General features: G+C 66.3%; 20 protein-coding genes. 4 read left to right on the top strand and 16 right to left on the bottom strand.

Features of this window, described 5'->3' with window-relative positions; translation table 11 throughout:
- Positions 1–22: 22 nt before the first annotated feature.
- The 3 genes from VF34_RS20240 to guaB form a co-directional block, all read right to left on the bottom strand.
- Positions 23–1,777, bottom strand: coding sequence for an FAD-dependent oxidoreductase (locus tag VF34_RS20240; protein WP_032400130.1), 1,755 nt, complete (start codon positions 1,775–1,777; stop codon positions 23–25).
- A gap of 188 nt (positions 1,778–1,965) precedes the next feature.
- The gene (locus VF34_RS20245; RefSeq protein ID WP_027496367.1) at positions 1,966–3,105 is read right to left on the bottom strand and encodes a GuaB3 family IMP dehydrogenase-related protein; all 1,140 of its coding nucleotides are present in this window, start codon (positions 3,103–3,105) and stop codon (positions 1,966–1,968) included.
- A gap of 54 nt (positions 3,106–3,159) precedes the next feature.
- On the bottom strand, positions 3,160–4,683 hold the full coding sequence (gene guaB, locus VF34_RS20250; protein WP_032365609.1) for an IMP dehydrogenase: 1,524 nt from the start codon (positions 4,681–4,683) through the stop codon (positions 3,160–3,162).
- Between the two features lie 299 nt (positions 4,684–4,982).
- Between guaB and VF34_RS20255 the strand changes: the two genes are divergently transcribed.
- The gene (locus VF34_RS20255; RefSeq protein ID WP_027496364.1) at positions 4,983–5,387 is read left to right on the top strand and encodes a DUF5319 domain-containing protein; all 405 of its coding nucleotides are present in this window, start codon (positions 4,983–4,985) and stop codon (positions 5,385–5,387) included.
- A gap of 89 nt (positions 5,388–5,476) precedes the next feature.
- On the opposite strand, the gene VF34_RS20260 is transcribed toward VF34_RS20255, so the two are convergent.
- The 3 genes from VF34_RS20260 to VF34_RS20270 all read right to left on the bottom strand — a co-directional run bounded on the left by VF34_RS20260 (position 5,477) and on the right by VF34_RS20270 (position 8,042).
- Positions 5,477–6,493, bottom strand: coding sequence for an anti-sigma-D factor RsdA (locus tag VF34_RS20260; protein ID WP_045841989.1), 1,017 nt, complete (start codon positions 6,491–6,493; stop codon positions 5,477–5,479).
- Positions 6,486–7,064: a sigma-70 family RNA polymerase sigma factor gene (locus VF34_RS20265; RefSeq protein WP_027496363.1), complete on the bottom strand. Its 579-nt coding sequence runs from the start codon at positions 7,062–7,064 to the stop codon at positions 6,486–6,488. The genes VF34_RS20260 and VF34_RS20265 overlap by 8 nt, the downstream gene beginning before the upstream one ends.
- Positions 7,065–7,199: 135 nt before the next feature.
- Entirely contained in the window at positions 7,200–8,042 is an 843-nt protein-coding gene (locus VF34_RS20270; protein WP_080733357.1) for a hypothetical protein, read from the bottom strand.
- A 686-nt stretch (positions 8,043–8,728) separates the two neighbouring features.
- Here VF34_RS20270 and VF34_RS20280 point away from each other — a divergent pair.
- Positions 8,729–9,022 (top strand): WhiB family transcriptional regulator, encoded by a 294-nt coding sequence (locus VF34_RS20280; protein ID WP_027496361.1) that lies wholly within the window; start codon positions 8,729–8,731, stop codon positions 9,020–9,022.
- A gap of 79 nt (positions 9,023–9,101) precedes the next feature.
- Here the strand turns inward: VF34_RS20280 and groL are convergent, their stop codons facing one another.
- Together groL and groES are read right to left on the bottom strand one after the other, a co-directional pair.
- Positions 9,102–10,715, bottom strand: coding sequence for a chaperonin GroEL (gene groL / locus VF34_RS20285; RefSeq protein WP_027496360.1), 1,614 nt, complete (start codon positions 10,713–10,715; stop codon positions 9,102–9,104).
- A 98-nt stretch (positions 10,716–10,813) separates the two neighbouring features.
- Positions 10,814–11,113 carry a co-chaperone GroES gene (gene groES, locus VF34_RS20290; protein ID WP_008718149.1) on the bottom strand — a complete coding sequence of 100 codons (300 nt, stop codon included), beginning with the start codon at positions 11,111–11,113 and terminating at the stop codon, positions 10,814–10,816.
- A 521-nt stretch (positions 11,114–11,634) separates the two neighbouring features.
- Between groES and VF34_RS20295 the strand changes: the two genes are divergently transcribed.
- A complete protein-coding gene (locus VF34_RS20295) occupies positions 11,635–13,320 on the top strand; it encodes a DUF7159 family protein (RefSeq protein WP_052718698.1) in 1,686 nt (561 codons plus the stop codon).
- On the opposite strand, the gene tsaD is transcribed toward VF34_RS20295, so the two are convergent.
- From tsaD to glmS, 8 genes are all read right to left on the bottom strand, one after another.
- The gene (gene tsaD / locus VF34_RS20300; RefSeq protein ID WP_032374669.1) at positions 13,305–14,342 is read right to left on the bottom strand and encodes a tRNA (adenosine(37)-N6)-threonylcarbamoyltransferase complex transferase subunit TsaD; all 1,038 of its coding nucleotides are present in this window, start codon (positions 14,340–14,342) and stop codon (positions 13,305–13,307) included. The genes VF34_RS20295 and tsaD overlap by 16 nt on opposite strands.
- The gene (rimI, locus tag VF34_RS20305; protein ID WP_027496358.1) at positions 14,339–14,827 is read right to left on the bottom strand and encodes a ribosomal protein S18-alanine N-acetyltransferase; all 489 of its coding nucleotides are present in this window, start codon (positions 14,825–14,827) and stop codon (positions 14,339–14,341) included. The genes tsaD and rimI overlap by 4 nt, the downstream gene beginning before the upstream one ends.
- A complete protein-coding gene (tsaB, locus tag VF34_RS20310; protein ID WP_032374695.1) occupies positions 14,824–15,498 on the bottom strand; it encodes a tRNA (adenosine(37)-N6)-threonylcarbamoyltransferase complex dimerization subunit type 1 TsaB in 675 nt (224 codons plus the stop codon). Before tsaB ends, rimI begins: the two co-directional genes overlap by 4 nt.
- 124 nt (positions 15,499–15,622) lie before the next feature.
- Entirely contained in the window at positions 15,623–16,150 is a 528-nt protein-coding gene (gene tsaE, locus VF34_RS20315) for a tRNA (adenosine(37)-N6)-threonylcarbamoyltransferase complex ATPase subunit type 1 TsaE (protein ID WP_032374670.1), read from the bottom strand.
- Positions 16,143–17,156, bottom strand: coding sequence for an alpha/beta fold hydrolase (locus tag VF34_RS25050; protein ID WP_027496355.1), 1,014 nt, complete (start codon positions 17,154–17,156; stop codon positions 16,143–16,145). Before VF34_RS25050 ends, tsaE begins: the two co-directional genes overlap by 8 nt.
- A gap of 3 nt (positions 17,157–17,159) precedes the next feature.
- The gene (gene alr, locus VF34_RS25055; RefSeq protein WP_080731003.1) at positions 17,160–18,362 is read right to left on the bottom strand and encodes an alanine racemase; all 1,203 of its coding nucleotides are present in this window, start codon (positions 18,360–18,362) and stop codon (positions 17,160–17,162) included.
- Positions 18,363–18,438: 76 nt separating this feature from the next.
- Positions 18,439–19,872 (bottom strand): bifunctional ADP-dependent NAD(P)H-hydrate dehydratase/NAD(P)H-hydrate epimerase, encoded by a 1,434-nt coding sequence (locus VF34_RS20330; RefSeq protein WP_032374671.1) that lies wholly within the window; start codon positions 19,870–19,872, stop codon positions 18,439–18,441.
- Positions 19,873–19,924: 52 nt separating this feature from the next.
- Positions 19,925–21,787 carry a glutamine--fructose-6-phosphate transaminase (isomerizing) gene (gene glmS, locus VF34_RS20335; protein WP_032374672.1) on the bottom strand — a complete coding sequence of 621 codons (1,863 nt, stop codon included), beginning with the start codon at positions 21,785–21,787 and terminating at the stop codon, positions 19,925–19,927.
- A 99-nt stretch (positions 21,788–21,886) separates the two neighbouring features.
- Here glmS and VF34_RS20340 point away from each other — a divergent pair, with 99 nt between their 5' ends.
- Complete coding sequence (locus VF34_RS20340; RefSeq protein ID WP_032374673.1) at positions 21,887–22,747, top strand: dienelactone hydrolase family protein; 861 nt, start codon at positions 21,887–21,889, stop codon at positions 22,745–22,747.
- Positions 22,748–22,910: the final 163 nt, after the last annotated feature.

Raw genomic sequence — 22,910 nt, forward strand, 5'->3', positions numbered from 1 at the left:
GTACTCGCAGCACCCGAATCGCTCACGCGACACCCGAATGTTCGACGGGCATGGCCGCCGAACCGGACCTGATCTGCACGATCGGCAGCCGCAGGCCGCCGGGTGCGTCGACGGGCACGACGGGCGAGTTCGGAGCGATCGGATCGAGGCGCTGGTAGGGCTGGCCCTGCGCCGGACGCAGGTCCGACTCGCCCTTGTTCGGCCACAGAGCCGCCGACCGCTCGGCCTGCGCGCTGATGGTCAGCGACGGGTTGACTCCGAGGTTGGCCGAGACTGCCGCACCGTCGACCACGCTGAGAGTCGGGTAGCCGTGGACGCGGTGGTACGGGTCGATGACGCCGTGCTGGGCGTCCTCGGCGATAGCGCACCCACCGAGGAAGTGTGCGGTGAGCGGGATGTTGAACAGCTCGCCCCACGTCCCACCTGCGACGCCGCCGATCTTTTTCGCGATGCGCCGAGTGGCGTCGTTGCCCTCGGGAATCCACGTCGGGTTGGGCTGACCGTGTCCCTGACGGCTCGAGATCTTGCGGCCGAACGGGCCCCGCTTGGTGAACGTGGTGATCGAGTTGTCGAGGTTCTGCATCACCAGCGCGATGATGGTCCGTTCGCTCCAGTGCCGGACGTTGACGACACGGACGAACTGGATCGGATGCGCGATCATCGCGAAGACGAACTTGAGCCAGCGCGGAATCCTTCCTCCGCCGTCGGTCATCAAGGTCTGCAGCATGCCCATCGCGTTGGAGCCCTTGCCGTAGCGGCACGGTTCGATGTGGGTGTTGGGGCTGGGGTGGAACGAGGACGTGATGGCGACGCCGCGCGTGAGATCCATGTTCGGATCGACCGCCAACTTCGCGGCTCCGACGATCGACTCCGAGTTGGTGCGGGTCAGCTCACCGAGAGTGTCCGACAACCGCGGCAACGTGCCCGTGTCCTTCATCTTGTGCAGGAGGTTCTGCGTGCCCCACGTGCCGGCTGCCAGCACGACATTGGCAGCGCTGTACGTCTTGCGACCCTTGCGCAGACGCGCTCCGGTGCGCTCGGTGTCGACGTCCCAGGTGCCGTCGGATCGGGGAACGAGACCGGTGACCGTGGTCATCGGCACGATCTCGGCTCCTGCGCGCTCGGCCAGGCCGAGGTAGTTCTTCAGCAGGGTGTTCTTGGCTCCGTGGCGGCAACCGGTCATGCACTCGCCGCATTCGATACATCCGGTGCGCTCGGGGCCGGCACCACCGAAGTACGGGTCCGGGACGGTCTTACCGGGTTCGTCTCCGAAGAACACGCCCACCGGGGTCTGAATGAACGTGTCGGCAACGCCCATGTCCTCGGCCACCGACTTCATCACCTCGTCGACGGGGGTCATGTGCGGGTTACGCACGACACCCAACATGCGGGTGGCCTGGTCGTAGAACGGGGAGAGCTCACTGCTCCAGTCGGTGATGTGCGCCCACTGCTTGTCCTCGAAGAACGGTGCCTGCGGCTTGTACAGCGTGTTCGCGTAGTTCAGCGATCCGCCGCCGACCCCTGCACCGGCGAGGATCAGGCAGTCGCGCAGCAGATGCACCCGCTGGATGCCGTAGAGACCCAGCTTGGGTGCCCACAGGAAGCGCTTGAGATCCCAGCTGTTCTTGGCGAAGTCCTTGTCCTCGAATCGCTGCCCGGCTTCCAGGATTCCGACGCGGTATCCCTTCTCCACCAGCCGAAGCGCGGTGACGCTTCCACCGAAGCCCGAACCGACGATGAGAACGTCGTAATCCGTTGCGCGTCCAGCTGAACCCATGGTGACCTCCGCTACGTCCGTTACCTGTCGAACAGTATGCACATCGCTGTGTGACTACCGCCACAAGCGATTCTAGCTGTTACGGAAGGTATCACCAACCGAGGGTCGGCTTACCGGGACATGCCCGACGAACGACACAGGGCGCGCACCCGGAGATCGAGTGCGCGCCCTGTCGTATGGGGGTTCTGTCAGGCCCGAACGTTCAGGCCCACCTTCTGAAATTCCTTCAGATCGGAGTAGCCCGACTTCGCCATCGAGCGACGCAGCCCACCCACCAGATTGATCGAGCCGTACGACTCACGCGACGGTCCGTGCAGCACCTGATCGAGGCTCGGACGCTCCCCCGCGGACATCGGCAGCAACGCGCCACGCGGCATCGACGGATGCGCCGCGGCGGACGGCCAGTACCAGCCGCCACCGGGAGCCTCGGCGGCCACGGCCAACGGCGCACCGAGCACCGCAGCATCTGCGCCGCAGGCGATGGCTTTCGCCAGTGCGCCGGACGTGGTGATGTCACCGTCGGCGATGACGTGCACGTAGCGTCCACCGGTTTCGTCCAGGTAGTCCCGACGTGCGGCCGCCGCGTCGGCGATCGCAGTGGCCATCGGAACACCGATGCCGAGAACTTCACCGGTGGTGGTGCCGCCTTCGACGGAGCCGTAGCCCACGATGACGCCGGCCGCACCCGTGCGCATCAGGTGCAACGCGGTCCGGTGATCGCTGACGCCGCCGGCGATGACGGGGACGTCGAGCTCTGCGATGAACGTCTTGAGGTTGAGCGGCTCGTCGTCGCCGTGCGCAACGTGCTCGGCGGAGATGATCGTGCCCTGGATGACCAGCAGATCCAGACCCGATGCGATCAGCGCAGGCGTCAGAGCACGGGCGTTCTGCGGGCTCACTCGTACAGCGACAGTGACGCCTGCATCACGCACCTGGCCCACTGCGGCGGCCAACAGATCGGGCTGCAACGGCGCAGCGTGCAGTTCCTGCAGGAATGCGATCGGCGCGTCGGGATCGAGATCGGTCTCGGCGATGTGGATCAACTGATCGAGCTTGGCCTGCACGTCGGCGTGCCGCGCCCACAGCCCTTCGCCGTTGATCACCCCGAGCCCGCCTTGCTTACCGAGCTCGATGGCGAACGCAGGCGAGACCAACGCATCGGTCGGATGGGCGAGCACCGGGATGTCGAACCGGTAGGCATCGAGCTGCCAGGCAGTCGACACCTCCTTGGACGACCGGGTGCGCCGAGACGGCACGATATCGACGTCGTCCAGCTGGTAGGTGCGGCGGGCTTCTCTGCCCATGCCGATTTCAACGAGGTCGCGCACGCGCGCACCTTTCTACTTCGAGAGCGAATCGATCGGCCACACGGGCCGACACGACTATCGGGTGGTGTAGTTCGGAGCCTCAGCGGTCATCGTGATGTCGTGCGGGTGGCTCTCCTTGAGACCGGCCGCGGTGATCTGCACGAACTGAGCCTGCTGCAGGTGCTCGATGGACGTCGACCCGGTGTACCCCATGGCAGCGCGCAACCCACCGGTGAGCTGGTGGATGACCTGGTTCAACGGACCCCGGTACGGGACGCGTCCCTCGATCCCCTCGGGAACCAGCTTGTCCTCGGCCAGCACGTCGTCCTGGAAGTAGCGGTCCTTCGAGAACGACTTCGCTCCCCCGCGTCCCTGCATCGCACCGAGCGAGCCCATGCCGCGGTAGCTCTTGAACTGCTTGCCACCGACCAGGATCAGCTCCCCCGGAGACTCGGCGGTGCCGGCCAGCAACGATCCGAGCATCGCGGTCGACGCGCCTGCAGCGAGTGCCTTGGCGATGTCACCGGAGAACTGCATACCGCCGTCGGCGATGACCGGCACACCGTGCGGCTTGCACGCGGCCACGGCTTCGAGGATGGCGGTGATCTGCGGAGCGCCGACGCCGGCGACCACGCGGGTGGTGCAGATCGATCCGGGTCCGACGCCCACCTTCACCGCATCGGCACCGGCCTCGACGAGGGCGAGTGCGCCCGCGCGGGTGGCGACGTTTCCGCCGACGACCTGAACGCGCTCGCCCACCTCTGCTTTGAGCTTGCTGACCATCTCGAGCACCTGAGAATTGTGGCCGTGCGCGGTGTCGACGATGATGACGTCGACGCCGGCATCGGTCAGTGCCATCGACCTGGCCCAGGCATCCTGCCCGACGCCCACTGCTGCTCCGACCAGCAGACGACCGTCACGGTCCTTGGTGGCGTCGGGGTGCTGCTCGGTCTTGACGAAGTCCTTCACCGTGATCAGGCCGGTGAGTGCGCCTTTGCCGTCGACGATCGGTAGCTTCTCGATCTTGTGGCGACGCAGCAGGCCGAGGGCCGCTTCGGCGGTGACCCCCTCCTGCGCGGTGATCAACGGTGCCTTCGTCATGACGTCGGCGACGCGACGGTTCTGATCCACCTCGAACCGCATGTCGCGGTTGGTGATGATGCCGACCAGCGCACCGGTCTCGTCGGTGACCGGGAGCCCCGAGATACGGAAGCGCGCACACATCGCGTCGACCTCGGCCAGCGAGTCGGTGGGCTTGCAGGTGACCGGGTCGGTGACCATCCCGGCCTCCGAGCGCTTGACGGTCTCGACCTGAGACGCCTGATCGTGCAGCGAGAGATTGCGGTGCAGCACACCCATGCCGCCTGCACGTGCCATAGCAATGGCCATCCGCGCCTCGGTGACGGTATCCATCGCAGAACTGACCAGCGGGACTCGCAGCCTGATCTCGCGGGTGATCTGACTGGACGTGTCCACGGCGCTGGGGATCAGATCCGAAGCGGCCGGCAGCAGCAGGACGTCGTCGAACGTGAGGCCGAGCATCGCGACCTTGTTGGGATCGTCGCCGCCTGTGCGGACGTGGGCTCCGGGACTACTCATACGAATCTGGCCCTCCCTAGAGCCTGGTTGCATCGTGGGCGCGGCATGCGGCCGGTGAGAGCTCGCAGGCGCACCGCGGTGCGGTGTTGGAGAACGGATGGAGTTTCGGCACTTGCACTCATCTGTTCAGCGCCGGGAACCATGGTATCGGCCTGCGGCACAATCAGTGCGCACGCCTCCCGCTGCGGACGCTCGGAGGCACCGAATCGAAGACCCGACGGGTCCGGCGGTACGGATCGTCCGGCATGTCGCGCTCGAACGGCTGGCGCAGACCCACCAGTTCTGCGTACCGTGGAGGCGTGCGCGATCAACTGCCTCCCGGTCTACCCCCGGATCCGTTCGCCGGAGACCCCGCCGACCCGTCGGCCGCCCTCGATGCAATCGAGCCCGGCCAGCCTCTCGATCCCCAAGAACGGCTGGCCGTAGAAGAAGACTTGGCGGACCTCGCTGTCTACGAGGCACTCCTCGGCCACCGCGGTATCCGTGGACTCGTCGTGTGCTGCGAGGACTGCCAGCAGGACCACTACCACGACTGGGACATGCTGCGTGCGAATCTGCTGCAGCTGCTCGTCGACGGCACCGTGCGCCCGCACGAGCCGGCCTACGACCCGGTGCCCGACGCGTACGTCACGTGGGATTACTGCCGTGGTTTCGCCGATGCATCCATGAACGACGCTCTGCACGGAGACGGTTTCGAGAGCTGAGACCCCAGACAAACGAAGAAGCCCGACACGATCATCGTGTCGGGCTTCTTCGTTGTTCACGGTCTGCGTCGTCGAACAGGGCCTGTCGCTCAGCTTCCGCCGGACGGAACCGACATGCGGTCGCCGTTCTCGGGCGAACTGCCACTGGCAGTGGCCGTCGGCTGATTCGGGTTGTCGAGCACCGTCGGTGTGACGTCGGTGGTCGTCGGACTCGGACTCGTGGTGACGGGCGGGCTGACCGGTGTCGTCGTTTCCGGATTCGGCGTGCTCGGAACCGCGGTGGATTCCGGTGCAACCGTCTCCACCGGAGCCGTCGGAACCAGAGTTGCTTGGCTGGGCACCGACAACGGGGCTGCCGGGGCCACACCCATCGGAGGTACCACGGGCGGCACCGTCATGGCCTGCAACTCCTGCAGCAAACGGGCCAGCCACTGGTCGAGTTCGGCTCGCTGAGCATCGTCGATGACCGCAGAACTGCGGTTCGATGCACCGTCGAGAAGAGCGCGGGCAGCGTCGGCATCGCCGGACGACAGAAGGTTCTCCGCCTCCTGCAGCTTCGACGTCGTATCTATCTGCGCGACAGTCGAATCGGCCTGCTCGGAGAACACGACCGACTTGACGCTCCACAGCGGATCCTCGGGCGTCGAGTTGTACGAGATGACCACCAGACCGCCCATCACGACCGCGATCGCGGCGGCGGCACCGGCGAGAGGACGCAACAGTCGCATCCGGCCCCCGCGGTTCGCAGCGCTGGATCGCGCCATGTCGGCAGCCATCTTCTCGCGCTCGACGGCCGCGACAACGGTGTCGAGAGAAGGACCGGCCGGCATGGACGGTGTGATCACGTCCGCTCGCCAATTGGCGAGCAGGAGCGCGAGTTGGTAATCGTCCGCATCATCGGTTGCGATCGGTCCGTCACCACTGATCGCGTCGATGAAGGCATCGTCACGACGAACGGCGACGAGGTCCACGGGACCACCGTCTGCGCCGATGTCGGCATAGGGATCGTTCTGCTTCGGTCCAGTGGGTGTCACGTGCTCTCCGATACGCGAGATTCCGCGACGCGGGGTCTCACCGGTGCCACCGTGACCATTGTCCCTAGCCATACATTTCACCTGCTCTCACAACTTCGTTCTTCAGTTTTGCGATAGCTCGGTGCTGAGCCACGCGGATAGCGCCTGCAGTGCTGCCGACCGCAGCTGCCGTCTCCTCGGCCGACAATCCGACGATGAGTCGGAGCACCAGAATCTCGCGGTGCTTGGCGGGCAAGGTGTCCAGTAGTGCAGTCATCTGACGACTCGACTCGGATTCCAGAGCTCGCTGCTCCGGACCGTGTTCTGTCGACACGACATCTGGTACTTCGGCGGCCGGGTCCGATTTGTTACGCGACGCACTGCGATGAGCATCTGCGACCTTGTGCGCCGCGATGCCGTACACGAATGCCATGAACGGACGACCTTGATCCTGGTAACGCGGCAAGGCGGTCATGACTGCCAAACAGACCTCCTGCGCCACGTCGTCGGCCGAAAGCTGACCACGCTCAGCCGAACCGACTCGAGCCCGGCAATACCGGACGACGAGTGGTCGGATGAATTCCAAGACCCGGGACAGAGCCAGTCGATCGCCTTGCGCTGCGGCAACGACGAAAGAGTCCAACTCCTCACCCGCACTGTTCATCGTCGACAAATTTCCCCGCGTTACAGGTACGCACCCGCCTGGGAGCGCTTCCACGTGGTGGTGGAACGAACCAAGGATAGCGATACCGACGGCCCACAATCGAACCGCTCGGTCCGTGTGCGGCTACGGTCCAGGTCAACCGACCGCGGATCCACCCAGTCGTTCGAGTGCGGCTCCCAGGTCGCGCGCCGGAACCATGTTCGGATCCGCTCCCCCGGTTCCTTCGCACAGCATCGTCGCGGCCCAGCGCAGGGGCAGTAAACCGTGCATCGCCGCAGCGCAGGCCACGTCGACGGCTCCTGCACGTGCGCGCTCGGTCGCACCGGCGCAGCTCAGGGCAGCGGCCATCACCAGATCGGTTTTGATGCGATGCCGTAACGAATCGGTGTCGTCGGCAAGTGCGCGAGCAGACTCGGCGTGTCGGAGCGCTCCCGAGCCGTCCCCACGCATCATTGCCAGCTCGGCTGCCACCCAGTGCGCGCGCAGCGCCGGACGCCACAGATCCGACCCGCCACGCACCGAGAGCAGCTCTGCGTTGCGCGCCAGGAACGCATCCGCGAACCCGAATCGGCCGGTCCCCAGTGCATCCGCCGCCAGTCCGACCAGCGCATCACTGCGCGCCTCCACCGCGTCCGTCGTTCGCGCCTCGCCGGTGAGCCCGATCAGGAACACCGCCCTCCCGTCGAACCCGCGGGCGAGCCGGTGCCGACCGACCTGGCGTAGCCATGACGCCCTGGTCGACTCGTACAGGGACTCGAGCGCCTGCGACGTCGGCCGGAACCGCCGGAGCTCGACCCGGGCAGCGTTGTACCGACCCTGGCCGGCCAGTGCGACGCCGCGGCACCAACTCTGCCGCGCATCGGTAGCCGCCGGTAGGTCGGTTCGACCGGGGTCTGCTCCGAACGCCGCCTTTTTCAGCGAGAGCCCGATGCAATCGGGCTCTCCGGTGACGCGCGAGGACTTCGAAACACTGTGCACGACGTCAGGGTATGGCCACGGACGGACTGCAGGCACGCGAGTCGGCCGACCGAGAACGACGGACACGCAACGCACGAATGCGAATGTCGCGCCGGACGGCTGTCGCATTCACGACGACCTTTCAGGACGCCGCTGCAGTTTTCACAGAATTAACAATGTGAATAGGTGTTGTTTCGGAAACAGTTGTCTGAACGCTGTGTGGCGAATGGGTTAAACGGCGGGTCGTTTATCGGAGTCGGAGAAGAATGCGTCGGGCACATTCGACACCGCCGATCGGAATCGTTCGGCAACAACGACCGACTCCTCGCTCGATCCGCTCGGCCGCTCGTGCAGCGACGCCGAACCCGGCCCGCCACCGCTCGACGCTCTGCGACAACACCTTCGAGCTGCAGGTCTTCGAGAAACGCGCGGTGAAATTCGGAGCGGCACCGGCTCGCGCCGACACGTCACCGTCGATCCTGCGCCGCGTCGTGCCATGAGCATCGTCTCCCGACTCGGCCGATTTCTCAACCGGAGGCGCACACATGAGAGCGGCTCGAAGTAAATATCGAGCGTGTTAATTCTTCGCCCTCCCGCTATGCATTTGCCCACGATCGAGCTCTATTGACTCGATTTCGTCGACCCACATAACGTTGTCGCTGTTCGGATCACGAATCCGTCGAAGCCACACCACCCTAGGAGTTTCCATGCCGCAGCCGAATCACCTCCCTGGGCCGAACGCCGATATTTGGGATTGGCAGATGCACGGCTTGTGCCGTGGCGTCGACTCGTCCATGTTCTTCCACCCCGACGGCGAGCGGGGTCGGGCGCGAGCACAGCGAGAGATGCGCGCCAAAGAGATGTGCCGCAGCTGTCCGGTACTCGCTCAGTGCCGCACCCACGCACTCAACGTCAGCGAGCCGTACGGCATCTGGGGAGGGATGTCCGAGACGGAGCGCGAATTGCACGCCCGGCACAACCGCCGTCGCATCGCGGTCTGAGCACACGACATTCACAGCTGCACACACGACGAAACCCCCAACCCGTTCGGGTTGGGGGTTTCGTCGTACTACCCGAAAATCAGTGAGCGTGTCCGTGGCCGGTTGCGGCCTCGGATTCTTCTTCGGGCTTCTCGACGATGGAGCTCTCCGTCGTCAGGATCATGCGCGCGACGGATGCGGCGTTGACCACGGCAGATCGGGTCACCTTCACCGGATCCACCACACCGTCGGCAAGCAGGTCGCCGTACGTCAGGGTCGCAGCGTTGAAACCGTGGCCCTTCGGCAACTCGGCCACCTTGCTGACGACGACGGAACCGTCGATGCCGGCGTTGGTGGCGATCCAGAACAGCGGTGCGTTCAGTGCAGTGCGCACCACTGCGACGCCGGTGGCTTCGTCACCGGTGAGGCCGAGATCGTCGGCCAGCGACAACGCGGCCTGAGTCAGAGCGGAGCCACCGCCGGGAACGATGCCTTCTTCCACTGCAGCCTTGGCCGCTGCAACTGCATCGTCGACGCGGAACTTGCGTTCCTTGAGCTCGGTCTCGGTTGCGGCACCGACCTTGATGACGGCGATGCCGCCGGAGAGCTTCGCGAGCCGCTCTTCGAGCTTTTCACGATCCCACTCGGAGTCGGTGTTCTCGATCTCGCGACGAAGCTGGCCGACGCGGGCATCGATGTCGTCCTGCGAGCCGGCGCCGTCGACGATTGTCGTCTCGTCCTTGGTGACGACGACGCGACGCGCCCGGCCGAGCAGCTCGAGGCCGGCTTCCTTCAGGCTCAGGCCGACATCTGCAGTGATGACCTGGCCTGCGGTGACGACTGCGAGGTCGTCGAGGAACGCCTTGCGACGGTCGCCGAAGAACGGAGCCTTGACGGCAACGGCCTTGATCGTCTTGCGGATGGAGTTCACGACCAGAGTCGACAGAACCTCACCCTCGGTGTCCTCGGCGATGATCAGCAACGGCTTGCCGCTCTCGGCAACCTTCTCCAACAGCGGAAGGAAGTCGGGAAGCGAGGTGATCTTCTCGCGGTACAGCAGGACGTAGGCGTCCTCGAGCACAGCTTCCTGCGTGTCGACGTCGGTGACGAAGTACGGCGAGAGGTAGCCCTTGTCGAACTGGACGCCCTCGGTGACCGACAGCTCGGTGAGCAGAGTCGAGGACTCCTCGACGGTGACTACGCCGTCTGCACCGACGCGAGTGAGCGCCTCACCGACGAGTTCGCCGATCTCGGGGTCCCGCGAGGACACGGTGGCAACCTGAGCGATGGCCTGCTTGCCCTCGACCGGGGTGGCGGCGGCGAGCAGTGCCTCGGCAACCTTGTCCGCTGCCTTGGAGATACCGGTGCCCAGCGCGATGGGGTTGGCTCCGGCGGCGATGTTCTTCAGTCCGCCGCGGACGAGAGCCTGTGCGAGAACGGTCGCCGTGGTGGTGCCGTCGCCTGCGACGTCGTTCGTCTTGGTGGCGACGCTCTTGACCAACTGGGCGCCGAGGTTCTCGAACGGATCTTCCAGGTCGATTTCACGAGCGATCGACACACCGTCGTTGGTGACCGTGGGGCCACCGAAGGCCTTGGAGAGGACGACGTGGCGACCACGCGGTCCGAGAGTGACCTTGACTGCGTCGGCGAGCTTGTCGACGCCGCGCTCGAGAGAGCGGCGCGCTTCCTCGTTGAATTGGATTTGCTTTGCCATGTTTCGGTGTTACTCCTTCGAGTAAAGAAACTCGATCGAACGCACTCCGCCCCGGGACCGACACTGAAATCGGATTCCGGGGCGGGATGCGTTGTGGCCTACTTGGCGATGACTGCCAGCACGTCGCGTGCCGACAGAATCAGGTACTCCTCGCCGGCGTACTTGATCTCGGTGCCGCCGTACTTGCTGTAGATGACGGTGTCACCTTCTTTGACGTCGACCGGGATTCGGTTGCCCTTCTCGGTGACACGGCCTTCGCCAACGGCGACGACGGTGCCCTCCTGGGGCTTCTCCTTGGCTGTGTCGGGGATGACCAGACCGGAGGCGGTCGTCGTCTCGGCCTCGTTGGCCTGGACGAGGATCTTGTCCTCGAGCGGCTTGATTTTCACGCTCGCCACGTTGAGCCCTCCAAAGTTATGGGGTACGCGTCCGGGGTCGGATCCCCGGACAGCTGTGTGTAAGTACTTCTCGTGCGGTCCTGACAAACTCGGCACGAAACTCGGTCCCGTCGTCGCGGGTGCCGGGACTTCGCTCGGTGCCAACTAGCACTCTATACACGAGAGTGCCAGCACTCAAGGGCTGGGTTCGCCAGGCTTGCGTTCGGGAGACCGACTCGGCCGGATCGCACTTCCACCCGACCCGCACCGGTCGCCTCGGCACGCGACACGGGGATTCCCACACTTTTTTCTCGACGCCGCGACACTGCCGAAGGTGCAGGTGAGGCCGCACCCGAGCCTGCGAAGTAACCGACCGAGCAGATTATTACGGTCGCGCAACGGGATCGGTAACGTTACGATAACGGAGCTGTCCGAACGATAACGATCGACAGCCGTGCCACGACTCGACAGACGAGAGGCACTGCACGACATCGGCGGAACCGAACGGTTCCCACACACGGACAACGGGGCGGAGGTACACCATGCGGGTAGGAGTCGGTGTATCCACCGGATCCGAGGGCGTGTGCGCAGCCCTGGTCACCGTCGAATCCGACGGCAGCCATGCGGTCGAATACCGCACCGTCTCGGCGGATCGCCAGGCGAAGATCGATGTCGGTGATCTCGTGACGTCCGCGGTCGAGCTGATGGCGTCCCTCGTTCCCGGCGACCGGCAGCCCGATTCCATCGCAGTCACCTTCCGAACCGAAGAACATGCGGCGCGCATCCGCGCTGCACTCGCACACACCACGCGAGACGTTCGGCTCGTTCCGGAAGCCGCCGCCGCGTCGGCACATCTGGCCACCACCGGTCTGGTCGACGGGTACGACACCATCGCCCTGGTGGACCTGGGAGCCAGTGGACTGTCGGTGACCGTGGCCCGCCGTACCGACGGGGTCGTTCTGTCCTACGGCCGATCCGAGGCCATCGGCGGCGTCGTTCTCGACGCACTGGTCAAGGACCTTGTTCAGAACATGACGCTCGACAATCTGCGAGACGACATTCGCGACGACCGCGGAATCGGATCGGCGCGGTACCGGGCGATCAAAGAACTGCTCTCACACGAGAACGAAGCACGCATCGAGCGATACAGCGGTGTACCGCTCACCGTGAGCCGCGCTGCTTTCGAGACCGCTGCGTCGCCCCTCTTCGACGAGGCAGCGCAGTTCGTGCGCAGCGTGTTCGACGAAAGCACCCACGAACCCGAGGCCATCGTGCTGATCGGCGGCGGTGCCCACATCCCGCTGCTGGCTAAGTCTCTGACCGACACGTTCCATGCACGCATCGTTCGCCTCCCCGAGCCGGATGCCGTGCTCGCCGTGGGCGCGGCCGTCGTCGCCGCGTCGGTGACCGACAACGATTACCCCCTGGTCTCGGCCGCACGCCGGACTGCGGGCCGGATGGGTCGCTACTCGGGTGCGATCGCGGCGGCCGTCGTCGCAGGCGGGCTGGTCCTCGCCTACGGGCTGCAGACGATGACCCCGGCAGACGACCCCAGCGTGTCCCCTGCCGGTAGCGCCACCGAACCCGTCGCAGCCGGGGACGCAGGACGACCCGCAGCCGAGGGCTACTCGCCGAGCGATACGCCGACTTCGACCCGTTACTCGGCTGACCCGATCGGCCCCGCAGCGACCACAGCCAATTCCTCGCGTCCGACGTCCCGACTCCCCGCGTCCTCCGCACCGACCACCACGCCGACGTTGCGACCTGCTCCCGACCTCCCGCGGATCGACTGGCCCATGGATCCGGCACCGGAGTCGTCGTCCCCCGACGCGGGCACCAGCGTCACCGTCAAGCCGTCGACGCCGGTCTCGCCCGAGCCCACGACGACGCCCGCGCCGACCACCAGCTCGCCCGTCGAGCCGACCCCGGCCCCGGGTGAGACTTCCGAACCCACCACGCCGTCCGGCCCGATCGAGCTCAGCCCAGGACCGACACCTCGACCCTCGGCAGGGTCGGTTCCGGAAAGCTCGGAAGTCCCGACCGGATCGATCACCGTCCCCACGACGGTCGTCCGTGGCTCGGATTCCACTCCGGAATTGACCGCTCCGCCGACGGTCTGGTCACCACCACCTGCTGTGTCCGGTCAGAGCGTCGAACCCCGGACGTCACCGGACACGGCAGCGCCGCGAACCTCCGAGCCCCCTCAGGACGCTCAGCCGGGAACCTGACTGGTCGCGACCGACAGGCCGGGGTCCGTCACCGCTGTCAGAGCCGACGGTGCCGCGCCCCCGGCAACCAGGTGAGCACCGAGGGCGGCAATCATGACACCGTTGTCGGTACACAGCCGCGGCTTCGGAATTCTCAGCGTCAAACCGTTTTCGGCGCACCGTGATTCGATCAACGAGCGGATCCGCGAGTTGGCCGTTGCACCGCCACCGAGAACGACGGTGTCGACGTTCACGTCGGTCGCGGCGCGTACCGCCTTCATCGTCAACACATCCGCAACGGACTCCTGGAACGACGCCGCGATGTCGGCGACCGGAATCGGATCTCCGGCCTGCTGACGGGCCTCGACGAAGCGGGCGACGGCCGTCTTGACCCCCGAGAACGAGAAGTCGTAGCGCGCGTCCCGTGGGCCGGTCATTCCGCGCGGAAAAGCAATTGCAGTCGGATCGCCTTCGCGCGCCGCATCGTCGAGCGCCGGACCGCCCGGGTAGCCCAGACCGAGCAGGCGGGCCACCTTGTCGAACGCCTCACCGGCCGCGTCGTCGACAGTGGTACCCAGTTCCGCGATGGGCCTGGACAGATCGTCGACGTGCAACAGATGAGTGTGGCCACCGGAGACCAGAAGTGCCACGCACGACGGCATCGGACCGTGCTCGAGGGTGTCGACCGCGACGTGGCCGCCCAGATGATTGACGGCGTAGAAGGGGACGTCCCACGCCGCTGCGTAGGCCTTGGCAGCGGCAACTCCGACCAGCAAGGCGCCGGCCAGTCCTGGTCCGATGGTCACTGCGACCGCGTCGGGACGATCGATGTCGGCGGCGGCGAGAGCGCGGCGCATCGTCGGAACCATGGCCTCGAGGTGGGCCCTCGACGCCACCTCGGGCACCACTCCGCCGTACCGGGCGTGCTCGTCGACACTGGATGCCACCTCGTCGGCCAGCAACTCGCACACACCCGAGTCGCGCCAGCGAACGATGCCGACTCCTGTTTCGTCGCAGGAGCTTTCGATACCCATGACGATCATCGGGCAGCCTCCGTCTTCTCCGGCCGACGCATGGTGAACGCATCGGCTCCGCTGGGCTGGTAGTACTTCGCCCTGGTACCCACGATCTCGAAGCCCTCACGTCGGTACAACTCGATGGCCGGGTCGTTGTCGGTGCGCACCTCGAGAAACACCGGCCCACCGTGATCGTCGGCGACGCGCAACAATTCGCTCAACAGTCGTCCGCCGATCCCCCGGCGATGGTGCGCGGGATCGACTCCGATGGTGTGCACCTCGGCCTCACCGGCGACGAATGCGCCGCGGCTCGGTTGCCCCAGCAGAGAGATTCCCGCATAACCGACGATCTCGCCGGCCTCCTTCGCCGTGACGTAATGATTGTGCGGCGCAGCCAGTTCCGCGACGAATGCGTCTGCCGACCACGGGTCGTCACCCTCGAAGAGCACCGTCTCCAGATACGCGCATCGTGCGCAGTCGTGCACCGTCATCGGTTCGATCGTCACCGTCATCGAGCGGCCTTCTCCGCAGCCCGTTCGGCGAGTGTCTTCGCGTCCGGCCGCCGCAGATAGAGCGGAACGAGCGGTCCCGGTACAGTCCCGCTGCCGATGTCGGTGGCAGCCACCCGGACCAGACCTGCCGGGGACGGGGCCTGCACGTCACGCACCGGCAACCCGAACAGTGCGGCATGCGGCGCGGAACCGGCAACGGCGTCGACACCTCCGTGCTCCAGTTCGGCCGGAGCGATCACGTGGGGGCCCGCTACCCGAACCCCGGCTTCGTAACGTGCCCAATAGATTTCGCGACGACGTGCGTCCGTGACCACCAACAGCGATCCGGATTCGTCGACGTCTGCCGCGATCGCGTCGAGACTGCAGACACCGTGGACCGGCAGTCCGAGCGCATCACCGAATGCAGCCGCGGTCGCCATCCCCACCCGCAGGCCGGTGTACGGACCGGGGCCCACCCCCACGACGACGGCCGCGAGATCGGCAGCCACGATTCCGGCCTCGGCCAGGCACTCGAGGATGTGAGGAGTCAGAACATCGGCGTGCGATCGCGCGTCGACCTTGATGCGGGTGGCGACGGTGGTGACATCGGCTCCGTCGGCAGCGGAGTCGGACAACCGCACCACACCTGCGGTGACGGCAGGGGTAGAGGTGTCCACGGCAAGTACGAGCACGAGGATCAAGGCTACCCGCCCGGTGGCCGCACCCAGCACTCCCGTAGCCGCGGCACCACGAACCCGGGATACCCGCATCGCACGCTTCGTCGAGTGCCGTTACGGGCGCGCCGGGCTTCGGTGCTCACGCGGGTGGGCGGCCGAGCGCATCGCCATTCACCCGTCGAGCACTCACCCTTCGGACGTCCGATTCCGGATCGCGTGACAAGCGCACGGAGACATGCTGATCCGTCAGGGTCTCCACCACGCCCTCGCCCCACTCGACGACGACGACGGCGTGCTCGAGATCGGTATCGAGGTCCAACGCGTCCAGCTCGTCGAACGCGGACTGTCCCGTCATACCCAGACGGTAGGCGTCGACGTGCACGAGGGCGACAGGCGGTAAACCGTTGGGGCGCACGCCTGGTCGATGCTCGCGGGCGATGACGAACGTCGGTGAGGTGACGCGACCGTGCACTCCGAGACCCGCCGCGATCCCCTTGGTCATCGCGGTCTTCCCCGCACCGAGCGGACCGTCGAGTACGACGAGATCGCCGGCGACCAGAATGTCCGCGAGCCGAGCACCGAACTCGGCAGTGTCCGTCGCCGTCGCCAGTTCGGCCTCGACGGGCAGGTCGAGCCGCGAGTTCGGTGGACTCTCGGAATCAGACAACGCCCCACCGCTTCTTCTTGGGCTCCGATGCTCGCGCCACCAGGCGAAGGATCGCACCGTTGACCTGTTCGGGGAACTCCAACTGCACCAGGTGCCCACCTTGACGCACCCGCACCATCTCCGATTTCGGCAGGGCGTCGGTGAGTGCTTCCGAACTCGCGAAGGGAATGATCCAATCCTCGTCGCCGCACACCACCGACACCGGAATGTTCTCGAATTCCGCCAGAGCCGCCGACTCGTCGTGCAGTTCGAGGGTCTCGAGAAAATTCACGATGGTGACAACGGAGGTGTCGTCGATCATCGACTGCGAGAATGCCACCAGCCGAGGAGACACCCGCGTTCCGTACGAGGCCGCGCGCAGCACCGGTGAAATGATGGCGCGCACCGCTCCTCGCCCGAATTGCACCAGGCCGGGTGACGTGCGTACAGCCAGTCGAAAAGCATCGACCGCCGGATTCTGCAGGCTGCGGCCGACTCCCGTCTGTGCGAGGCCGGCAGCCGTAGTGGAGATCAGCACGGCACCGATCACTCGCTGCCGGACGACGGACGACCGCTGGCGCGCCATGGAAAGAATCGACATGCCGCCCATCGAGTGCCCGACCAGGACGATGCGTCCCTTGGGCACGACCGAACGGATGACCGCGTCGAGGTCGAGGCCGAGCTGACCGATGGTGCAACTGCTTGCACTTGGCACCCCGGAGCGGCCATGACCGCGCTGGTCGTAGAACACCATGCGCACGCTCGAACCCCACTGCTGTTCGAGCGCACGTCGTTGGAAATGCCACGACGACATGCGCAGGCAGTATCCATGCACGAACACGACGGTCAGTTGTGCATCCGCCGGCCCCACCTCGCGGACCGCCAGCGGAACACCGTCGTCCGCCGTGACGATACTGCCTCGATCGGCGTCCATCAGGTCGAGATTCTCGGTCGCCAGCGGATCCTTGTTGGATCGAAACGCCGTCTCCCGCACCACTATCGCAAGACTCTCCAGCAATCCCAGCATGGCCTACTTCGTCGCCTCCCCTGAGCGCGTGCCGACGAAACGACGTCGAACACGTCCACGAACGCCGGTGACGACCTCGTAGCCGATGGTGTCGAGCGCATCCGCCCAATCCTGAGCGTGCGGCTCTCCGCTGTCCCCCGGCCCGAACAGTATCGCCTCGTCGCCGATGGCGACACCCGAGCTGTCGCCGCCGAGATCGACGACGAATTGGTCCATGCACACGCGCCCCACCGACGGGTAGCGACGACCGTCGATGGTCACCTCGAAACGACCGCTGAGTCGGCGCACGACCCCGTCGGCGTAACCCAGCGCCACCAGTGCGACCACCGTGTCGGTCGGAGCTGTCCAGGTGTATCCGTACGACACCGATTCACCTCGGTTCACCTTCTTGATGTGGGCCACCTGCGCGGACAATGTCATGACTGGACGCAAGCCGAAATCTCCCATATCGGGCACCGGCGACAGGCCGTACAGCGCAATACCCGGACGCACCATGTCGAAACCGAGGTCCGGCCTGGTCAGCGTTGCCGCCGAGTTGGACAGATGCACGACGGCCGGCGAGATACCGCGCCGGCCGGCGCGGGCAACCGCGTCGCGGAGCCGCTCTGCCTGGGCGTCGTTGGCCGGGTGATTCGGTTCGTCGGCACAGGCGAGATGCGAGAACATCCCCGTCAATCGCACGGACCCCTCGGCGACGGCGGACGCGGTGGCATCCAGGACGACGTCGAGGTCCGCCCGCGCAACGCCGTTGCGATTGAGGCCGGTATCGATCTTGAGCGAGAGGTCGGCGGTGAGACCGGTCCGCCTGGCTGCGGCGATCACCGAGTTCAGCTGGCCGGCCGTGGAGACCCCGACTCCGATGTTCTCGGCGATCGCAGCACCGAAGTCCGAATCGGCCCGGTGCAGCCACGCCAGCACCGGCACGGTGATTCCGGCTGCGCGCAATTCGAGGGCCTCGCCGATGGTCGTGACCCCGAATTCATGCACGCCGGCCGCGACGGCAGCGTGTGCCACGGGGCCTGCCCCGTGGTTGTAGGCGTCGGATTTCAGGACGGCCATCACGGCGGCGTCGCCTGCGAATTCCTGCAGAACCCGGACATTGTGGGCCACGGCATCGAGATCGACGGTTGCCAGAGCACCCGAATCCGTCCGCGGATCGGTCTCCACGTCGCCGTTACCGATAGTCACAACATTCGATAGTGCCATCCCTGCCGCACACACCACGGATCAGGTGGCACAACTCATGACACACCGTCAGGTCGGCCGGCGAGCCCAGTGCAGCTCAGACAGCGACCGAGCGGACCGTCCGGATGGCTTCTCGCAGGCTGTTCGACAACGGTGTCGCCGAGATCGGGGCGGCGAATTCGCCATCGGCTCCGTGCGCGGCATGGGCTGCGGCCAGTGCGTGCACTTTGGCCCCGCACGCGGCCGCGGTCGACGGTGCCATTCCGGTTGCGAGTAGGGCACCGAGGACGCCGGACAGCACGTCCCCGGATCCGGCGGTGGACGCGGCGGATCCGCCCGCGTCACTGACGAACGCGGTGCCGTCCGAGTCGGCGACGACCGTCGCGCGGCCCTTGAGCAGCACGGTGACGCCCCACCGAGCGGCGAGGCCTCGTACGGCCGCTACGCGGTCGGGACCGGGTTCCGATCCGGTCAGGCGGGCGAACTCCCCGGCGTGCGGGGTCAACAGCGTCGGTGCAGTGCGATCGACGACCCACTGCTCGTTGTCCGCGAGGATCGTCAATGCATCGGCGTCGACGACCACCGGCAGATTCGATTCGAGAACTCGACGCACGATGTCCGCCGAGGATTCGTCAGTGCCGAAGCCGGGGCCGACGACCCACGACTGCACCCTCCCCGCTGCATCCAGATCCGGTGCGACGACGACCTCCGGGTGGTGCGAGACCACTTCTGCGCCGGCACTTCCCACGTACCGAACCATCCCGGACGTGGCGGCGACGGCTGCGCCGACACACAGCAACGCGGCCCCGGGATACGTGGCGCTGCCGGCCAACACGCCGACGACTCCCTGCGAGTACTTGTCGTCCGACGCGGTGGGAATCGGCCAGATTCGGCCTACATCGGCCGGCTCGAAGGACTCGATCTCGGGCGTCGGCAGGGTCAGCCCGATGTCGACCACGTCGATTCGGCCGCAACGAGGTACGGCCAACACGTGCACCGGTTTGCGAGCGCCGAACGTGACGGTGACGTCGGCGGTCACCGCCGGTCCCGACACCTCACCGGTTTCTGCATCGACGCCACTGGGAATGTCCACGGAGACAACGGGCGCGGTGATCCGGTCGACCATCCCGGCAGCGTGGGGACGCAGCGGACCCTTCCCGGATATCCCGACGATGGCGTCGATGACGAGGTCCGGATCGTCCGGCTCCGTGACGACCCGTCCCCCCGAGGCTCGCAGGGCCGCAAGACCTTCGGTGTGCACACGGTCCGGATCGAGCAGCAGCGCGGACACCGCGACGCCGCGCCTGCGCAGGAACGCACCTGACCACAGGCCGTCTCCGCCGTTGTCTCCCGATCCGACCAGTATCAGTACTCGTCGCCCCGCGACGCCGCCGGTTCGCGAGAAGAGCTCGCGCGCCACCACCGAGGCCAAGCCGTACGCAGCGCGGCGCATCAACGTGCCGTCGGGCAACGATCGCAGCAGCGGAGCCTCGGCGTTCCTGATCTGCTCGGGTGTGTAGTAGCCGCGCATGCCGAGGTCCTCCCGCTCGTGCCGTCGTGTGTGTCGAGCCCCGCCGGTCCTACTACTCGACCGTGACGGACTTGGCCAGATTTCGCGGCTTGTCCACGTCGTAGCCGCGCGCCTGAGCGACCTCGGCTGCGAAGACCTGCAGCGGAATCGTCGAGAGCAAAGGCTGCAGCAGTGTCGACGCCGCCGGGATCTCGATGAGGCTGTCCGCGAAAGGCCGGACCGCTTCGTCGCCCTCCTCCGCGATGACGACCGTCCGAGCGCCGCGGGCCTGGATCTCGCGGATGTTGCTGAGCATCTTCGAGTGCAGCACCGCACGGCCCTTGGGCGACGGCATGACGATGATGACCGGAACGCCGTCCTCGATCAGCGCGATCGGACCGTGCTTGAGCTCACCGGCGGCGAAGCCCTCCGCATGCATGTAGGCGAGCTCCTTGAGCTTGAGCGCGCCTTCGAGAGCGACGGGGTAACCGACGTGTCGACCGAGGAACAGGATCGTCGACGACGTCGACAGCTCGCGCGCGAGCGCACGCACCGGCTCGACCGTCTCGAGCACCCGCTGCACCAACTCCGGCATCGCTTCGAGTTCGGCGAACTCGCGCGCCACCTCGTCCGGGTACTTGGTGCCGCGCGCCTGAGCAAGAGCCAAGCCGACGAGGTAGTTCGCGGTCACCTGGGCGAGAAACGCCTTGGTCGACGCGACGCCGATCTCCGGACCTGCACGCGTGTACAGAACTGCGTCGGCCTCGCGGGGAATCTGCGAGCCGTTGGTGTTGCACACCGCAAGAACGCGCGCCTTCTGGTCCTTGGCGTGCCGCACTGCTTCGAGGGTGTCGGCGGTCTCGCCGGACTGCGAGATCGCAACGACCAGGGTCGACCGATCCAGTACCGGGTCGCGATAGCGGAACTCGCTGGCCAGTTCCACTTCCACCGGCAGCCGCGTCCAGTGCTCGATGGCGTACTTGGCGAGCAGACCGGAGTGGTAGGCACTGCCACAGGCGACGACGAACACCTTGTCGACGTCACGCAGTTCCTGATCGGAGAGACGCTGCTCGTCGAGCACGATCCGGCCCTTGTCGAAGTGGCCGAGCAACGTGTCGGCCACGGCGGCGGGCTGCTCCTGGATTTCCTTGAGCATGAAGTAGTCGTGGCCGCCCTTCTCGGCGGCCGCGAGGTCCCAATCGATCCGGAACGGACGCCCCTGCGCGTCGTTGCCGTCGAAATCGCTGATGTCGTAGCCATCGGCCGTGATGACTACGACCTGGTCCTGCCCGAGTTCGACGGCGTCGCGCGTGTGCTCGATGAATGCTGCGACATCGGACCCGAGGAACATCTCGCCCTCGCCGACTCCGAGCACCAGAGGGGTGGACCTACGCGCAGCGACGATCGTGTCCGCGTGATCGGAATGAGTGAAGACCAGCGTGAACGCACCTTCGAGGCGACGCAGCACCGCCTTCGCACTGGCGACGAAATCGCCCGCGGTGGGCCCGTCCGCGTATGCCCGAGCGACGAGGTGGACAGCGACCTCGGTATCGGTGTCGGACAGGAACTCCACACCCGCCGTTTCGAGTTCGGCACGCAGCGGACCGAAGTTCTCGATGATGCCGTTGTGCACCACCGCCACCGTTCCGGACGCGTCGCGATGTGGGTGAGCGTTGCGGTCGGTCGGACGCCCGTGGGTCGCCCACCGCGTGTGTCCCATGCCGGTGGTCCCGACGAACGTATCGGTGCCGATGTCGTCCAGTTCGGCCTCGAGGTTTGCCAGACGCCCGGCCTTGCGCTCCACCGCGGTAGAGCCCGCGCCGTCCAGTATCGCGATTCCTGCGGAGTCGTAGCCCCGATATTCCATACGCCGAAGCGCCTCGACCACCACACCCAAAGCTGGGCGGTGGCCGACATATCCAACGATTCCGCACATGGTGCATCAGGGTACTCGGCACGACGCGCACGACCCATTCGCTCAGGTCGCCGTGTCCGGCGTCCCCATACCCGAGCACATTCGGTAGCGTCATCTCTCGTGGCGAAACCGAAGAAGCTGGCATCTGCTCTCTCCAAGCGTGGCCCGCACAAGGTACTCAGAGGGAACCTGGCCCTGGCCGGGCAACCTGGCGTCGTCTACACCCCGGCCGAAGGCTTCGGCCTGCCCGGTGTGGCGTTCGCGCACGGTTGGATGCTGCGCCCCGGCAGTTACACCGACACCCTGAAGCACCTGGCGTCGTGGGGGTTCGTCGTGGCAGCACCCGACACCGAGCGTGGCCTCGTGCCCTCGCACCGCGGACTCGCCACCGACCTGGGCACTGTGCTCGACATCATGACCGGCGTTCGCCTGGGCTCGGGCAACATCAGTGTGCATCCCGAGAATCTGGCCACAGTCGGTCACGCGATGGGCGCCGGGACCGCCGTACTCGCTGCCTCCCGACGACCGGACGTCAAAGCGGTCGCCGCCCTGTTTCCAGCACCGACGGCACCGTCGTCCGAGGACGCCGCCGCAGGCCTCGACGTGCCCGGACTGGTCGTCGGCGACAGCTCGAACACAGATTCGCTCAACGACAATTCACTGGCTCTCGCCCAGGCCTGGCACGGACCATCCGTCCTCCGACGGATCGACGGCTCGACGGCAGACGGATTCGTCGAAGGCCGGCGAATGCTCCGCGCACTGGGAGTCAACAGCTCCGACCGCAAGACCCAGCAACGCACCCGCGCTGCACTGACCGCATTTCTGCTCTACCACCTGACCGGCGACTCAGACTACGAGGAATTGGCCGGAACGAACGGCGACATCGCCGGCACCCGTGCTGTCGATCCTCACGCGCCGCTGACCGAGCAGCCCAAGCCGAAGGCGACCGCCTCGATCAAGGCACTGCTGGGTCGCGGCTGACCCACCGGGCTCGGCGTCGTCACACCAGCCACGATCGGGGTTGCTCGTCGGGGTCCGGTTCGACGTGTGGTGCGCCGTGCCGTCGATCCAGGTGAGCCGGGCGCAGGACCGAGCCCGCCGCCGACCGAGTGTCGCCTCCGCTCGACGGGTCCGAAACCCCCTG

The sequence above is a fragment of the Rhodococcus sp. PML026 genome, assembly GCF_000963615.1.
GTDB classification, from domain to species: Bacteria; Actinomycetota; Actinomycetes; order Mycobacteriales; family Mycobacteriaceae; genus Rhodococcoides; species Rhodococcoides fascians.

Bases quoted from the DNA above. Each gene is read 5' to 3' on its own strand.
- VF34_RS20240 (WP_032400130.1), bottom strand. From the start codon at position 1,777: ATGGGTTCAGCTGGACGCGCAACGGATTACGACGTTCTCATCGTCGGT.
- guaB (WP_032365609.1), bottom strand. From the start codon at position 4,683: ATGAGTAGTCCCGGAGCCCACGTCCGCACAGGCGGCGACGATCCCAAC.
- VF34_RS20260 (WP_045841989.1), bottom strand. From the start codon at position 6,493: ATGGCTAGGGACAATGGTCACGGTGGCACCGGTGAGACCCCGCGTCGC.
- VF34_RS20265 (WP_027496363.1), bottom strand. From the start codon at position 7,064: ATGAACAGTGCGGGTGAGGAGTTGGACTCTTTCGTCGTTGCCGCAGCG.
- VF34_RS20280 (WP_027496361.1), top strand. From the start codon at position 8,729: ATGCCGCAGCCGAATCACCTCCCTGGGCCGAACGCCGATATTTGGGAT.
- groL (WP_027496360.1), bottom strand. From the start codon at position 10,715: ATGGCAAAGCAAATCCAATTCAACGAGGAAGCGCGCCGCTCTCTCGAG.
- VF34_RS20295 (WP_052718698.1), top strand. From the start codon at position 11,635: ATGCGGGTAGGAGTCGGTGTATCCACCGGATCCGAGGGCGTGTGCGCA.
- tsaD (WP_032374669.1), bottom strand. From the start codon at position 14,342: ATGATCGTCATGGGTATCGAAAGCTCCTGCGACGAAACAGGAGTCGGC.
- rimI (WP_027496358.1), bottom strand. From the start codon at position 14,827: ATGACGGTGACGATCGAACCGATGACGGTGCACGACTGCGCACGATGC.
- VF34_RS25050 (WP_027496355.1), bottom strand. From the start codon at position 17,156: ATGCTGGGATTGCTGGAGAGTCTTGCGATAGTGGTGCGGGAGACGGCG.
- alr (WP_080731003.1), bottom strand. From the start codon at position 18,362: ATGGCACTATCGAATGTTGTGACTATCGGTAACGGCGACGTGGAGACC.
- VF34_RS20330 (WP_032374671.1), bottom strand. From the start codon at position 19,872: ATGCGCGGCTACTACACACCCGAGCAGATCAGGAACGCCGAGGCTCCG.
- glmS (WP_032374672.1), bottom strand. From the start codon at position 21,787: ATGTGCGGAATCGTTGGATATGTCGGCCACCGCCCAGCTTTGGGTGTG.